Genomic DNA, 14433 nt, shown 5'->3' with positions numbered 1-14433 from the left:
GTGCCGGAGATCCGCGGCTTCATCGATGGCCTGACCGGCAACCAGATCGATGGCTGGGCCTTCGAGCCCGCGCATCCGACCGAACGCGTGATCGTCGAGCTGCGGCTGGATGGCCAGGCCGTCGCGACGACGGTCGCGGACCGGCACCGGACGGATCTCGTGCGGGCGGGCATCGGCGATGCCTTCCACGGCTTCCGCTTCCCCCTCAAGCCCGCCTGGGCCGAACGCCGGTCGGAGCTTTCGGTGGTGGCGCGTGGCGCCGAGGGGGGCGAGACGCCGCTCCAGCTCTTCCGCCGTCCGCCGCCGCCGGAAGCGCGCGCCGCCGCGCCCGCCGTGCCGCCGCCCGCCAGCCCGCAGGTCATCAAGGCGATCGAGCAGCTGGTCGCCGGCCAGCGCGCGCTGGAACAGCGGTTGCAGGAAGTCGCCGCCCGCGCGCCGGCCGAAGCCACGGCCACGATGCCGGAGGATGCGGAGCAGCGCATCGCGGTGCTGGAGGCCTGGGTGGCGCGGCTGGATGAACGGCTCGCCGCCTTGCAGGCGGAAACGCCGGCGCCGCGCGCGGGCCGGTCCGGCCCGGATACCTGGCAGGTCGTGCTGATGGCGCTGCTCGGCCTGACCAGCTTCGGGGCGCTGACCGCCTTCGCGCTGATCCTGGCGCTCTGATGGCCATGCGGCGCCTGCCCGGCCCCTCGGCGGCCCCCGTGCCGGGCGCCGCGCCGCTCGCCGCGCGCGGCGTGATGGAGGTGGCGCGGGCGGAAATGGGTGTCGCCATGCGTTTCACCCTCTGGCTCGGCATCGTGCTGGCGCTGGCGGGGTTCGGCGTCACCGTCAGCAAGATGATGATCTGGCAGGTGGTGCTGCCCACGGGGAATCCCTGGACGCTGTCGGGCCTTGCCATCCTGCTCTGCATCGCCATCGCCATGAATGTGGCGCTGGACCAGCTGCGGGAGGTCGGGCTGCTCGCCGTCTCCCACCGCTTGGCGCGGCGCATGGCGGCGCCGCTGGTGATGGCGGCGGCGCAGCAGCCCGGCCGGTCCGACATCAGCGCCGGCCAGGCGCTGCGGGATGTGGAGGAGCTGCGCCGCAACGTCGCCGGCCCGGTGCTGACCGGCGTGGTGGATGCGGTGATCGTGCCGCTGCTGATCCTGCTGCTGCTCTACTTCCACTGGGCCTTTGCCGTCTTCGCCCTCGCGCTCTGCCTCATCGCCGCGATCCTCTCCCTGGTCGGCGAGAGGCTGACGCGCCGCGCGCTCATCGCCTCCAACGACGCCCATGCGCAGACCAGCGGGCTGGTGGCGGATGCGATGCGCTGCGCCGAATCCGTGGAGGCGATGGGGATGCGCCAGGCGCTGGCCACAAGCTGGGAAGCGCGGATGGAGGAGAGTGCGACGGCGCTGCGAGGGGCGCAGAATGCCGGGCGCTGGATCGGCGCGGCTCTGGCGACCGTATCGGGCATCGGCACCGGCGGCGCGCTGGTGCTGGGCACGGTGCTGGCAGCGAACGGTGCCAATATCGGCATGGGGGCGCTGGTCTGCATGCTGACCATGTCGCAGATCCTGGGCCCCTTCACCCGGCTGGGCGGGGCCGTCACCGACTGGGCCGATGCGCTCGCCGCCTGGCAGCGCCTGCAGGGCCTGTCGCGCGCCGATCGCGGGCCGGACAACGCCATCGCCTTCCCCTGCCGGGAGGGGCGGCTAGTGATGGAACGCGTCAGCTTCGCCCATCGCGGCGCCCCCCGCGCCCTGCTGCGGGACGTGCAGCTGGTGGTGGAGCCCGGACGCGCGGTCGCCATCTCCGGCACCGCGGGCGCGGGCAAGACGACGCTGCTGCGCATCGCCGTCGGCATGGTGAAGCCCTCCGCCGGCGGCTGCTTCCTGGATGGCCAATCCACCAGCCAATGGCAGCGGGAGGATTTCGCCCGCCATGTCGGCTACCTGCCGCAGGACCCGCTGCTGACCGACGGCACGGTGGCGGAGGCGATCGCGCGGCTTGCCGCGCCGGACATGCAGGCGGTGATGGAAGCGGCGCGGCTGGCCGATGCGGCGGCCATGATCGCAGGGCTGCCGATGGGCTACGCCACGCCGATCCGGGCGGAGGGCCCGCTTTCCGCCGGCCAGCGGCAGCGCGTGGCGCTGGCCCGCGCGCTCTATGGCCGGCCGAAGCTCCTGGTGATGGATGAGCCCGCCGCCTTCCTGGATGCGGAGGGCGAGCAGCGCCTGGTCCGCCTGATCCGGCGCCTGACGGCCGAGGGCATGGGCATCCTCTTCACCTCCCACCGCCCGGCGCTGCTGGCGGCGGCGGACCGCGTGCTGGTGCTGCGTGGCGGGCAGCTGGCCCCTGCCCCGCTCACCCCCGCCATCGCCGGCCCGGCGCCGCGCCGCCCTGCGGGGGAAGCCGCGTGATCCGCGCCGGCAGCGTGGCGGGCGATATCGCCCAGGCGCTGGCCCGCGCGCCGGCCTTCAGCGGCGTGCTCGGCACCGCCTTCGGCCTTTCGGTCGCGCGCCAGGCCTGCCTGCTCGGCATGCCGCTGCTGACCATGCACATCTTCGATGGCGTCATCGAGGGCGGCAACCTCGACACGCTGACGGTGCTGGCGCTGGCCTTCTTCGTCGCGCTGGTGATGGGCGGCGTGATGCGGGCGGTGCGCGCGATGCTGATGGCGGCGCTCGCCGAAAGCCTGGCAAGGCGCCTGACGGTGGAGGCGCTGGAAGCCGCGGTGCGCAGCGCGCTGGCCGGCAGCCGCCGCCCGGGCCTGGCCGCGCTTCAGGATACGGCGGAGCTGCGCCGCTTCCTCGGCGGCGGCACCATCGCCGATCTCTTCGACATGACGGCGACGCCGATCGGGCTGCTGGTGCTGTGGATGCTGCACCCGGTCTACGCGACCATCGCCTTCATCGCCTGCCTCACCATCGGCGTGCTGGGCGTGGTGCTGGACCGGACGACGCGCGGCATGATGCGCAGCGCCTCCGACCGCCAGGTGAAGACCTCGGCCGAGTTGCAGGGCCGGCTGCGGCAATCCGACATGCTGGAAGGGCTCGGCATGCTGGGCCCGGTGGTGCGGCGCTGGGAACCGGCGCAGGCCGCGGCGCTGGCGGAGGGCGACCAGGCGCAGGCCCGGGCGCGGGCGGTGCGCGGCATCACCGAATTCTCCTCCTACTTCGCGCAGGGGACGGTCGTGGTGGCGGGCGTGATCCTGGCGACGCACCACCAGGTCTCGCCGGGCAGCATCATCGCGGCGACCATGCTGGCCAATTCCGCTACCTCCCCCATCGCGCGCGTCGTGCTGTCCTGGCGCGACTGGGCGTTGGCGGCGCTGGCCTGGCGGCGGCTGCAGGAATTGTTCGCGGACCACGCGGCGCCCGCGCCCACGCCGCCCGCCGCCGAGGGGCCGCCCGGCCTCTGGCTGCGCGACATCACCTGGACGCCGCCGGAGGGCACGCGGCCGGTGCTGGAGGGCACCACCGTCTATTGCCCGCCCGGGACCATCACCCTGGTGCTCGGCCCCAACGGAACGGGCAAGTCCTCCCTTCTCCGCCTGGCGCTCGGCCTGATGGAACCCGATTCCGGCAGCGCGGTGCTGGAGGGGCAGGATACGCGGCACGTGGCGCGGGAGGTGATCGGCCCCCGCATCGGCTACCTGCCGCAGGATGTGCAGCTGCTGGATGGCAGCGTGCTGCGGAACATCGGCCGTTTCGGGCCGGAGGATGCGGAAGCCGTCGTCGCCGCGGCGCGCATGGCCGGGGCGCATGACATGATCGGGCGCCTGCCGCTGGGCTATGCCACGGAAGCCGGGCCCACCGCGGGGCTCTCCATGGGCCAGAAGCGGATGGTGGGCCTGGCCCGCGCCTTCTACGGCAACCCGGCCCTGCTGGTGCTGGACGAGCCCGAGGCGGGGCTCGACAAGCAGGGGCGGGAGGCCGTTCTGGCCGCCGTCCAGGCCGCTCGGGCGCAGGGCGCCGCCTGCCTCGTCGTCAGCCATGATCCCGGCCTCTGGCGCGGCCAGGTGGACCAGCTGCTGCGCCTCGCCCCGCGCGGCGCCTGGACGGTGGAGGCGCCGGACCAGCCGGCGGCACGCAGCGCATGAGCACGGCACGGCTTTCCGGCCCGAAATCCATCCCGCTGAGCTTCGCGGAGGCCGACCAGGCCGCGCGGATGCCGAGCGTGCGGCGCATCGGCCTGGCCGCGCTGCTGCTGCTCTTCGTGGGCTTCGGCGGCCTGCTGCTCTGGGCCGCCATCACGCCGATCGAGCGCGCCGTGGTCGCGCGCGGATCGCTGGTGGCGGAGGGGCGGCGCAAATCCATCCTGCTGAGCGAGCCCGGCATCCTGCAGCAATTGCTGGTGCGGGAGGGGGAGCGCGTGCAGGCGGGCACGGTGCTCATGCGCCTCGACCCCACCACGGCGGAAGCGGCCGCGGCGCAGGCCCGCGCCCAGGCGCGGGCGCTCGCGGTGCGGGTCGAAAGGCTGCGCGCCGAACAGCAGGATGAACGCCGCTTCGTGGCGCCCCCGGACATCCTGCGCGCGGCGCAGCGCGACCCGGGGCTGGCCAATATCATCGCCTCCGAACAGCGGCTCTTCACCGCGCGCTGGCAGGCCTATGACAGCAACCTCGCGGTCTATGAGCGGCGGGTCGCGGTGCAGCGGGAGCAGTTGCAGGCGACGGCCGCGCAGCGAACCTCGGTCGCCAGCCGCATCGGCTCCGTCCGCACCGACCTCGCGGGCCAGCGGCCGCTGGCGCAGCAGGGCTTCGCGCTGATGAGCCGCGTCAGGGAGCTGGAGCGGATGGAGGCGGAGCTGGTCGGCACCGCCGGGTCGCTGGCGGCGCAGGAAGCCCAGTTCCGCCAGGCGATCGCCCAGGCGGAGGCGGAGATGGCGACCTTCCGACTGACCCGCGCCCAGGACATCGCCCGCGAGTTGCAGGACAACCAGCAGCAGCTGATCGATGCCGAGCAGCGCGTGCTGGCTGCCGAGAACATCCGCAGCCGCCGCGACCTGGTGGCGCCGGAGCCTGGCATCGTCACCGACATCCGCTTCGTGACGCCGGGCAGCAGCATCAGCGACGGCGTGCCCGTGCTGGACCTGCTGCCGCTGGATGACCGGCTGGTGATCGAGGCGAAGGTGCTGCCGACGGATGTCGAGCAGCTGCAGGTCGGCAGCCGCGTGAATGTGCGCCTCTCCGCGCTCCGGCAGCGCACCACGCCGCTGCTGGCGGGCCGCCTCACCTACGTCTCCGCCGACCAGCAGACGGACCAGCAGGGCAACCAGTTCTTCCTGGCGCGGGCGGAGATCAACCCGAGCGAGCTCGCCGCCATCCCCGGGCTGCAATTGCAGGCGGGCATGCCGATCGAGCTCTTCGTGCTGGGGGAGACGCGGAGCGCGCTCGCCTACATGGTCTCGCCGATCCGCGACTCGCTCCGCCGCGCGTTGCGGGATTGAGGAGCCCGGGGCAGTCTGCGCCCCCATGAAAGACCGCATTGCCATCGTGGGGGCCGGGCCGGTCGGCCTCGTCCTCGCCCTTCGCCTGGCCACCCTCGGTGTCCCCTCCATCGTGCTGGAAGCGGAGGCCGATATCAGCGAGGCGCTGCGCGCCAGCACCTTCCACCCGCCATCGCTCGACATGCTGGATGAACTGGGACTGGCCCAGCCGCTGATCGCGCAGGGGCTGGTGACGCCGACCTGGCAGATCCGCCGGCATGAGGATGGCGCGCGCGCGGTCTTCGACCTCTCCGTCCTGAAGGACGACACCGCCCATCCCTACCGGCTGCAGGCGGAGCAGTGGAAGCTCTCCCGCCTCATCCTGGCGAAGCTCGCCGCCGAGCATGCCGGCGCGGTCGAGATCCGCTTCGGCTGCAAGGTGGAAGGCGTGGCGCAGGAAGCGGATGGCGTGACGCTGACGGGCAGCGGCTTCGAGCCGCTCCGCGTGCCCTACGCCGTGGGCTGCGACGGCGCGCGCAGCGCGGTGCGCCAGGCCATGGGGATCGACTTCCCCGGCGACACCTACCCCGAGACCACCATCCTCGCGACCACCACCTTCCCCTTCCACGAGGTCTTCGACGGCCTGTCCAACGTCAACTACATCTGGACGCAGCACCCGGCCTTCAGCGGCACCTTCAGCCTGCTGCGCGTGCCCGGGAAATGGCGCGCCAGCCTCTACCCCGCGCCCGGCGAGACGATCGAGCAGGCGCTGGAGCCCGACGCGATCCAGCGCAAGCTCCAGGCCATACACCCGAAATCCGGCGACTACGATGTCCCGGACCTCCGCCCCTACCGCATCCACCAGCGGATCGTGGAGACCTACCGGGTCGGCCGCCTGCTGCTGGCCGGCGATGCCGCGCATCTGAACAGCCCGTCGGGCGGCATGGGCATGAATGGCGGCATCCATGACGCGATGGAACTGGCCGCGACCCTGCTGCCGGTGCTGCGGCGGGAAGCGCCCGATTCGCTGCTCGACCGCTACACCCGCCGCCGGCAGCCCATCGCGAAGCGGGAGATCATCGCCCAGGCCGACCGCAACCGGGCCCGGATGCGGGAACAGGATCCGGCGAAGCGCGCCGCCCTGCTGGCGGACCTCCAGGCCGTTGCGGGCGACCCCGTGCGCGCGCGGGACCACCTGCTCAAATCCTCGATGATCGCGGGGCTGCGGGCGGCGGCGGTCGAGTAGGCGCCGCAACCCCTTCACCGGGCTGTCATATAACTGTAAAACAGCTGCAACGCGGGCCGTCTACGTGCCCGCCGTCAACGTTTCACGGGGAGAGTGACACCATGTTCCGCCGCACCGCCATGGCGGGCGCCTTCGCGCTCGCCGCCAGCCTCGGGCTTCCTGCCCAGGCGCAGGCCCAAACGGAAATCCAGTTCTGGCACGGCCTGACCCAGCCCCTGGGCGGGATGCTCGAGCAGATCGCCGCCGACTTCAACGCCAGCCAGAGCCAGTACCGCATCCAGGCGACCTTCCGCGGCTCCTACCCGGAGACGATGGTGGCCGCGATCGCCGCCTTCCGCGCCGGCCAGGCGCCGGGCATCGTGCAGATGTTCGAGGTGGGCACGGGCACGATGATGGCCGCGGGCCGCGCCATCAAGCCGGTGCACGAGTTGCTGGCCGAGACCAATACGCGAATCGACTTCCAGGACTACCTGCCTGGTGTCCGCGGCTACTACAGCCTGCAGGACGGCCGCATGATGTCGATGCCCTTCAACAGCTCGACCGCCGTCGTCTTCTACAACAAGGACGCCTTCCGCCGCGCCAACCTGAACCCGGATGCCTTCCCGGAGACCTGGGAGGGCGTGGAGGCCGCGGCCCGCGCGCTGAAGGGCGCCGGCCATGCCTGCCCGATGACCACCGCCTGGCCGACCTGGCTGATGGTCGAGCAGTTCAGCGCCATCCACAACATCCCCCTTGCCAGCCAGGGCAACGGCATGGGCGGGCTGAATGCGGAGCTCCGCATCAACAACCCACTGATGACGCGCCACATGAACAACCTCGTCGCCTGGCAGCGCGAGGGCCTGTTCCGCTATGGCGGGCGTGACGGCGCCGGCGACGCGCTGTTCCCGAATGGCGAATGCGCGATGATCTTCGCCTCCTCCGGCCTGCGCGCGCGCATCCAGCGGGAAGCGCAGTTCCAGTGGGGCGTCGGCATGCTGCCGGTCTACCAGGGCACGACGCCGATCAACTCCATCATCGGCGGCGCCAGCTTCTGGGTGATGAACCGCGGCCCGAACGCGCCGCGCAGCCAGGCGGAGCTGCAGGGCATCGCCGCCTTCTTCGCGCATCTCGCGCGCCCGGAAGTGGCGGCCAAGTGGCACACCGACACGGGCTTCCTGCCGGTGACGCGCACGGCCTATGAGCGCGTCCGCGCCAGCGGCTTCTACAACGAGCCGCGAAACGCCGGCGCCGACGTCCCCATCCAGCAGATGCTGCGCGGTGGCGGGCAGATGACGGAGAACTCGATGGGCATCCGCCTCGGCGGCTTCGTCGAGATCCGCACCATCATCCAGGAGGAGATGGAGCGCGCCTTCCAGGGCCAGCAGACCGGCGAGCAGGCGCTGAACAATGCGGTGCAGCGCGGCAACGTCGTGCTGCGCAACTTCGAACGGCAGAACCGCGGCGGCTGACGCCCCCGGCGTGAGCTGGCGGGGGCGGGCAGCGTGCCCGCCCCCTTCTTGTTGATGGACCCTGGCACGGCGGGAGGCGCGGCTTGCGCAAGAAGGTGATCTTCAAGGGCATCGCCCTGCCCTGGCTGCTGCTGCTGCCGCAGCTCGTCATCACCGGGGTCTTCTTCTTCTGGCCCGCCGGCCAGGCGATCTACGGCTCCTTCCTGCGGGAGGACGCCTTCGGCCTGTCGCGCGATTTCGTCGGGCTTGAGAATTTCCGCGACGTGCTGGCGGACCCGAACTACCTCGCAGCGGGGTGGAACACGGTCGTCTTCTCCTCCTCCGTCGCCATCGGCGCGCTCGGCGTCGCGCTGTTCCTGGCGGTGCAGGCGGACAAGGCGATCCGCGGCGCGGATGCCTACAAGACGCTGCTGATCTGGCCCTATGCCGTGGCGCCCGCGGTGGCCGCCGTGCTGTGGCTGTTCATGTTCCATCCGCAGATCGGCCTTTTCGGCCGCGCGCTGAACGGCATCGGCATCCGCTGGGACTACCAGGTGAACGGCAACCAGGCGATGCTGCTGGTGATCCTCGCCGCGGCGTGGAAGCAGGTCTCCTACAACTTCATCTTCTTCCTGGCGGGGCTGCAATCCATCCCCCGCGCCGTGCTGGAAGCCGCCGCCATCGATGGCGCGCGCCCCTTCCGCCGCTTCTGGACCATCATCTTCCCGCTGCTGGCGCCGACCTCCTTCTTCCTGCTGGTGGTCAACATCGTCTACGCCTTCTTCGACACCTTCGGCACGATCCATGCGCTGACCAAGGGCGGCCCGGGCCAGGCGACCTCCACGCTGATCTACAAGGTCTATGTGGATGGCGTGCAGAACCTGAACTTCGGCGCCTCCGCCGCGCAGAGCGTGATCCTGATGGCGATCGTGATCGGCCTGACGGCGGTGCAGTTCCGCTTCGTCGAGCGGAAGGTGCATTATTGATCATGCCCTCAAACGCCGGGCGCGGCCTCCGGCCGCTTGGCTTCGCGCAGGCCACTGTTCAGGCAGGCGGCGCTGCTGGTTTGTGCGCGGGCCGCGTTCGCGGCCTCGGCACGCCTGAAGTGCGGCGTGCCGGCGCTACTCGCCTTGATGGGATATTGCCATGCTGACCGCCGCGGATGACGCCGCCCTCGCCCGCGCGACCGCGCGTCGCCAGGCGCGCTCCCGCCTGCTGGCGCATATCGTGCTGGCGCTGGGCGTGCTGGTCTTCGCCTTCCCGATCTGGCTGACGCTGGTGGGGTCGAGCCATGACGCCAACACGATCGGCCGCGGCGACGTGCCGCTGTGGTTCGGCGCGCAGGCCATCACCAACTACATCAGTGCCTGGACCACCGGCGGCAGCGCGGTGCGCACCACCGGGCAGGTGCCCGCCTGGCTGATGCTGTGGAACAGCCTCAACATGGCGGTGATGATCGCGGTCGGGAAGATCGTGATCTCCCTCCTCTCCGCCTATGCCGTGGTGTTCTTCAGCTTCCCCGGCCGCATGGTGGCCTTCTGGCTGATCTTCATCACCCTCATGCTGCCGGTCGAGGTCCGCATCATCCCGACCTTCGAGGTGATGGTGAATCTCGGCCTCATCAACACCATGGCGGGGCTTGTCGTGCCGCTCGTCGCCTCCGCCACCGCGACGCTGCTGTTCCGCCAGTTCTTCCTGACGATCCCCGACGAATACGTGGAAGCCGCGAAGATCGACGGTGCCGGGCCGCTCCGCTTCTTCAAGGATGTGGTGATGCCGCTGTCGGTGACGAACATCGCCGCCCTCTTCGTCATCCTCTTCATCTATGGCTGGAACCAGTATCTCTGGCCGCTGCTCATCGTCTCCGACAAGGACCTGGAGACGGTGGTGGTCGGCATGTCGAAGATGATCGGCACCTCCGACAGCCAGAACGAGTGGAACATCATCATGGCGACCGCGGTGCTGGCCATGCTGCCGCCCGTGGCCGTCGTGGTCTTCATGCAACGCTGGTTCGTCAAGGGCCTGACGGAGACGGAAAAGTAATGGCCACCCTCACCCTTTCCGCCGTCCGCAAGCAGTTCGGCAGCACCCAGGTGCTGCACGGCATCGACCTCGAGGTCGCGGATGGCGAGATGATCGTCGTCGTCGGCGCCTCCGGCTGCGGCAAGTCCACCCTGCTGCGCATCGTGGCGGGGCTGGAGACGCCCTCCTCCGGCATCGTGCGCATCGATGGCCGGGACGTGACGGCGCTGGAGCCGGCGGATCGCGACATCGCCATGGTGTTCCAGAACTACGCGCTCTACCCGCACATGTCGGTCTTCGAGAACATGGCCTATGGCCTGAAGATCCGCGGCATGCCGATGGCGGAGATCAAGCGGCGCGTCGCGGAAGCCGCGGAGATGCTGGAGATCGGGCCTCTGCTGGAACGCAAGCCGCGCCAGCTTTCGGGCGGCCAGCGTCAGCGCGTGGCGATGGGCCGCGCGGTGGTGCGGGAGCCCAAGCTCTTCCTCTTCGACGAACCGCTCTCCAACCTCGACGCCAAGCTCCGCGTGCAGATGCGGGCCGAGATCCGGCGCCTGCAGATGCGCCTCGGCGTCACCAGCCTCTTCGTCACGCATGACCAGGTGGAGGCGATGACGCTGGGCGACCGCCTGGTCGTCATGCATGCCGGCCGCGCCGCGCAGGTGGCCTCCCCCATGGAGGTCTGGGGAAGGCCGGCCGATACCTACGTCGCGGGCTTCATCGGGTCACCGGCGATGAACTTTCTCAACGCCACGCTGGCGGCGGGCGGAACGGCCGCCACGCTCAAGGCAGGCCCGACCATCGCCTTCGCCGATGGCCCGCGCGCCGGCGCGGATGGCACCGCGCTTACCATCGGCATCCGGCCGGAGCATGTGGCGGTGAGCCCGGACGGCCTGCCGCTGACCGTGGATCTGGTGGAACCGCTGGGCTCCGAGACGGTGATCCATGGCCACCTGCCGGGTGGCGAGGGGCTGGTGGCGCGCCTCCCGCTCGCGGCCGGCGACATCGGCGCGGTGCTGCCGCTCGCGCTGCCCGCCGCCGCCTTCCACGTCTTCGATGCGGCGGGGGTCAGGCTCGGCGGCTGATACTTGCCAAAAGCAAGTATTTCGATACGGTGGGGGCATGTCCGATGCTCCCGCTGCTGATCCCGTCGCCGCCATCCGCCGCTTCAGCCGCTTCTACACGCGGCGCATCGGGCTGCTGCATGAACGCTACCTCGGCACCAGCCTGAGCCTGCCGGAGGGTCGGCTGGTCTGGGAGCTGGCGGATCGCGGCACGGCCGCACCCGGTCGGCTTGCCGCCGAACTCGGCCTCGATGCCGGCTACCTCAGCCGCCTGGTGAAGGGGCTGGAGGAGCGCGGCCTGATCGCCCGCCGGCCCGACCCCGGCGATGCGCGGTCGTCCCTGCTCAGCCTGACGGCGGCCGGCCAGGCGGCCTTCGCCACCATCGATGGGCAGTCGAGGGCGGAGGTGGCGGGCCTGGTCGCGGGTCTCTCCCCCGATGACCGGGACCGGCTGGTCGCGGCACTCGGCACGGCGGAGCGCCTGCTGGGTGGCGCCCCCGCGCCCTTCCTGCTGCGGCCGCCGCGGCCTGGCGACATCGGCCATGTCGTCAGCCGCCATGGCGCGCTCTACGCCGCCGAATACGGCTTCGACGCGACCTTCGAGGCGCTGGTGGCGGAGATCGCCGCCGGCTTCATCCGGGACTTCGATCCGGATCGCGAGGGCTGCTGGATCGCGGAACAGGGCGGCGCCGTCATGGGCTCCGCCTTCCTCGTGCAGCAGGACGCGGACACGGCGAAGATCCGGCTGGTCTATGTCGAGCCCTCCGCCCGCGGCGCCGGGATCGGCGCGGCGCTGGTGGAGGCCTGCATCGCCTTCGCCCGCGCGCGGGGCTACCGGCGCGTCACGCTCTGGACCCAGTCGATCCTGGTCGCGGCGCGGCGCCTCTACGCCCGCGCCGGATTCCGCCTGGTGGAGGCCACGCCGGGCCACGCCTTCGGGCAGGACCTGGTGTCGGAGGTGTGGGGCCTCGATCTCGGGCACGGGTCGGTGATGGCCGCTCAACCATTGCCGGGCTAGACTCTGGCGCGATGAGGATCCCGAAGCCCACGCCGGAGGCGCTGCGCGCCGAGGGCGACGCGATGCGCGACCAGCGCCGATGGGCGGAGGCCGAGGTGGCCTACCGCGCCTATGTCGCACAGCGGCCGCGGCACTGGGAGATCATCGTCCAGCTCGCCCATTGCGTGAAGGAGGCGGGCGACCCCGAAGGCGCGCTGGCGCTGTACCGGCAGGCGGAGGCGCTGGCGCCGCGCCACTTCGACCCGAAGCTGCAGATCAGCCATGTGCTGCGCATGCTGGGCCGCGGCGCGGAGGCGTCGGACGCCGTCGCGGAGGCCCTGGCGCTGGCACCCTACAACCTGGTGCTGAAGCGCGCCGATGCGCTGCTGCGGCACCGCCGCGACCCGGCGGATGACGGCGCGGTGCAGCCCCTGCCGCCGCGGCCCGGCGGCGCGCCGACGCAGCTGGCCTTCGATGTCAGCGACCTGCTCGCCTATCTGCGGGAGGCGCGGACGCCGACGGGCATCCAGCGCGTGCAGATGGGCATGCTGGGCGCCATGCTGGGCACGCCGCGCGGGCCGGACCGGCCTGAGCTGCTGCTGGTCGCCTACGAACCCTCCACCTGGCGCTGGTGGCATGTGGAGGAAGGTGCCTTCCGGGCCGTGCTGGCGCTGGCCCGGCTGGGCGCGCGGGCGGATGACCCGGCCTGGCGGGCCGCGACCGCGACCCTCTGCAACGCCGATGCCCGGCCGGAGGCGCCGCTGAAGCCGGGCGCGACGCTGACGAGCCTCGGCAATGCCTGGGGGGTGGAGGATTTCTTCCGGGGGCTGCGCATGCTGCGGGCCCGCACCCCGTTCCGCTACGTCGCCTTCGTGCATGACTGCGTGCCGCTGGCCATGCCGGAACACTGCCTCGACATCACCGTCCGGCTCTATGGCCGGTGGTTTGCGGCGCTGTCGCTGCATGCGGATGCGCTGCTGGCGAATTCGGAAAGTACGCTCGCGGATATCCAGCGCTTCGCGGCGCCGCTCGGCCCCGGGCTGCCCGCCACGGTGGTGCGGCTGGCGGCGGAGGGGCTCGGCCCCCCGGCGGAGGCGAATGCCGCGCGCGCGGCGGCGGAGGCGCTGCCCGCGCCGCTGCCCGGGGAGCGCTTCGTGCTCTTCGTCGCGACCCTGGAGTCCCGGAAGAACCACCTGATGGTCTTCCAGGCCTGGCTGGCGCTGATCCGCCAGCTGGGCGCGGCCGCGGTGCCGCGCCTGGTCTGCGTCGGCAAGCCGGGCTGGCATGCCGAGGCGGCGCTCGGCCTGCTGGAACGCTCGCCGGCGCTGCGCCGGCAGGTCTCCGTGCTGCACGACGTGTCGGACCTCGCGCTGGCCGGCCTCTACGCGCGCTGCGACTTCACCATCTACAACTCCTTCCATGAGGGCTGGGGCCTGCCGGTCAGCGAGAGCCTGGCGGCGGGCAAGCTCGCGGTGGTGCCGGCGCAATCCGGGCTGCTGGAATCCGGCGCGCCGGGCGCGGTCTTCTTCCCGCCGCAGGATGAGCCGGCGCTGGTGGCGACGCTCGTGCGTCTCGTCACCGACCCCGGTCATCGCGCGGCGCTCGAGGCCCGCATCGACCGGCAGGCGGCGGGCCGAAGCTGGGGGCAGGCGGCGGCGGAGACGCTGGCCGCGCTGATGCAGCCCGCGCCCGCCCGGCCGGAGCCCTTCCTGCCGCTCGGCCAGCGCCTGCCGCTCGGCACCGGCGGCCCGCCCGCCGCGACCAGCGCGGTTGCCTGGGCGGAGCGGGTGCGGCAGGGCCTTGGCTGGTGGTGGCAGGAAGCCTGGGGCTGCTGGACACGGGACGGGGTGGCCCGGCTGGCGCTGCCCGCCGATGTGCCGGCCGGCACGGCGATGCGCGTGGTGCTGGAGCTTCGCGGCCCCCCTGGCGGGATCGCCCTTCGCCTCCGGCTGCGCGGCGCCGGCGGGGAAGGATGGCGGCGGCTGGCGCTCGCCTCCGGGCAGGTCCTTGCCTGCGTGCTCCAGGGCATGGCGGGGCCGGGCGGGCTGGTGGTTGAGATCGATGCGGGCGATGGCGTGAAGCTCGGCGACCGGGGCAACCGGATTGTCGGCGCCGGCGTGGTGGCGCTCATGGCCTGCCGGGAGGATGACCTGGCCGCGCGGCTCGTCGCCCTGGAACGGGCGGAGGGCGTGCTCGAAGGCGCCGGCTGAAACAACTTGCTTACTTGTCGTGATGCACGAAAGACACGCATCACTTGCCGTGAAC

The 14433-nt window shown here is 71.8% G+C and carries 11 protein-coding genes; all 11 read left to right on the top strand.

What is annotated here, in order from left to right; all coding sequences use genetic code 11:
• The 11 genes from G3576_RS05760 (at position 1) to G3576_RS05710 (ending at position 14378) form a co-directional block, all read left to right on the top strand.
• Positions 1-663: a hypothetical protein gene (locus G3576_RS05760; RefSeq protein ID WP_164693404.1), complete on the top strand. Its 663-nt coding sequence runs from the start codon at positions 1-3 to the stop codon at positions 661-663.
• Positions 663-2402 carry an ATP-binding cassette domain-containing protein gene (locus tag G3576_RS05755; protein WP_164693403.1) on the top strand — a complete coding sequence of 580 codons (1740 nt, stop codon included), beginning with the start codon at positions 663-665 and terminating at the stop codon, positions 2400-2402. The genes G3576_RS05760 and G3576_RS05755 overlap by 1 nt, the downstream gene beginning before the upstream one ends.
• Positions 2399-4084 carry an ATP-binding cassette domain-containing protein gene (locus tag G3576_RS05750; RefSeq protein ID WP_164693402.1) on the top strand — a complete coding sequence of 562 codons (1686 nt, stop codon included), beginning with the start codon at positions 2399-2401 and terminating at the stop codon, positions 4082-4084. Before G3576_RS05755 ends, G3576_RS05750 begins: the two co-directional genes overlap by 4 nt.
• The gene (locus tag G3576_RS05745; RefSeq protein WP_164693401.1) at positions 4081-5433 is read left to right on the top strand and encodes an HlyD family type I secretion periplasmic adaptor subunit; all 1353 of its coding nucleotides are present in this window, start codon (positions 4081-4083) and stop codon (positions 5431-5433) included. The genes G3576_RS05750 and G3576_RS05745 overlap by 4 nt, the downstream gene beginning before the upstream one ends.
• Positions 5434-5458: 25 nt before the next feature.
• Positions 5459-6658, top strand: coding sequence for an FAD-dependent oxidoreductase (locus tag G3576_RS05740; RefSeq protein ID WP_164693399.1), 1200 nt, complete (start codon positions 5459-5461; stop codon positions 6656-6658).
• 101 nt (positions 6659-6759) lie between these two features.
• On the top strand, positions 6760-8106 hold the full coding sequence (gene ugpB, locus G3576_RS05735; RefSeq protein ID WP_164693398.1) for a sn-glycerol-3-phosphate ABC transporter substrate-binding protein UgpB: 1347 nt from the start codon (positions 6760-6762) through the stop codon (positions 8104-8106).
• 83 nt (positions 8107-8189) lie between these two features.
• Positions 8190-9071 (top strand): sn-glycerol-3-phosphate ABC transporter permease UgpA, encoded by an 882-nt coding sequence (gene ugpA, locus G3576_RS05730; protein ID WP_164693397.1) that lies wholly within the window; start codon positions 8190-8192, stop codon positions 9069-9071.
• Between the two features lie 160 nt (positions 9072-9231).
• A complete protein-coding gene (gene ugpE / locus G3576_RS05725; protein ID WP_164693396.1) occupies positions 9232-10128 on the top strand; it encodes a sn-glycerol-3-phosphate ABC transporter permease UgpE in 897 nt (298 codons plus the stop codon).
• Positions 10128-11192 carry a sn-glycerol-3-phosphate ABC transporter ATP-binding protein UgpC gene (ugpC, locus tag G3576_RS05720; protein ID WP_164693395.1) on the top strand — a complete coding sequence of 355 codons (1065 nt, stop codon included), beginning with the start codon at positions 10128-10130 and terminating at the stop codon, positions 11190-11192. The genes ugpE and ugpC overlap by 1 nt, the downstream gene beginning before the upstream one ends.
• Positions 11193-11229: 37 nt before the next feature.
• Positions 11230-12189, top strand: coding sequence for a bifunctional helix-turn-helix transcriptional regulator/GNAT family N-acetyltransferase (locus G3576_RS05715; RefSeq protein ID WP_164693394.1), 960 nt, complete (start codon positions 11230-11232; stop codon positions 12187-12189).
• Between the two features lie 11 nt (positions 12190-12200).
• Positions 12201-14378, top strand: coding sequence for a glycosyltransferase (locus G3576_RS05710; protein WP_164693393.1), 2178 nt, complete (start codon positions 12201-12203; stop codon positions 14376-14378).
• Positions 14379-14433: the final 55 nt, after the last annotated feature.

It is taken from the genome of Falsiroseomonas algicola (assembly GCF_011040385.1).
GTDB lineage: Bacteria > Pseudomonadota > Alphaproteobacteria > Acetobacterales > Acetobacteraceae > Falsiroseomonas > Falsiroseomonas algicola.
This window is presented reverse-complemented; position numbering and strand designations above follow the sequence as displayed.

What these genes read in the sequence shown, in the direction of transcription:
- G3576_RS05755 (WP_164693403.1), top strand. Translation starts at nt 663, where the DNA reads ATGGCCATGCGGCGCCTGCCCGGCCCCTCGGCGGCCCCCGTGCCGGGC.
- G3576_RS05745 (WP_164693401.1), top strand. Translation starts at nt 4,081, where the DNA reads ATGAGCACGGCACGGCTTTCCGGCCCGAAATCCATCCCGCTGAGCTTC.
- G3576_RS05740 (WP_164693399.1), top strand. Translation starts at nt 5,459, where the DNA reads ATGAAAGACCGCATTGCCATCGTGGGGGCCGGGCCGGTCGGCCTCGTC.
- ugpB (WP_164693398.1), top strand. Translation starts at nt 6,760, where the DNA reads ATGTTCCGCCGCACCGCCATGGCGGGCGCCTTCGCGCTCGCCGCCAGC.
- ugpE (WP_164693396.1), top strand. Translation starts at nt 9,232, where the DNA reads ATGCTGACCGCCGCGGATGACGCCGCCCTCGCCCGCGCGACCGCGCGT.
- ugpC (WP_164693395.1), top strand. Translation starts at nt 10,128, where the DNA reads ATGGCCACCCTCACCCTTTCCGCCGTCCGCAAGCAGTTCGGCAGCACC.
- G3576_RS05715 (WP_164693394.1), top strand. Translation starts at nt 11,230, where the DNA reads ATGTCCGATGCTCCCGCTGCTGATCCCGTCGCCGCCATCCGCCGCTTC.
- G3576_RS05710 (WP_164693393.1), top strand. Translation starts at nt 12,201, where the DNA reads ATGAGGATCCCGAAGCCCACGCCGGAGGCGCTGCGCGCCGAGGGCGAC.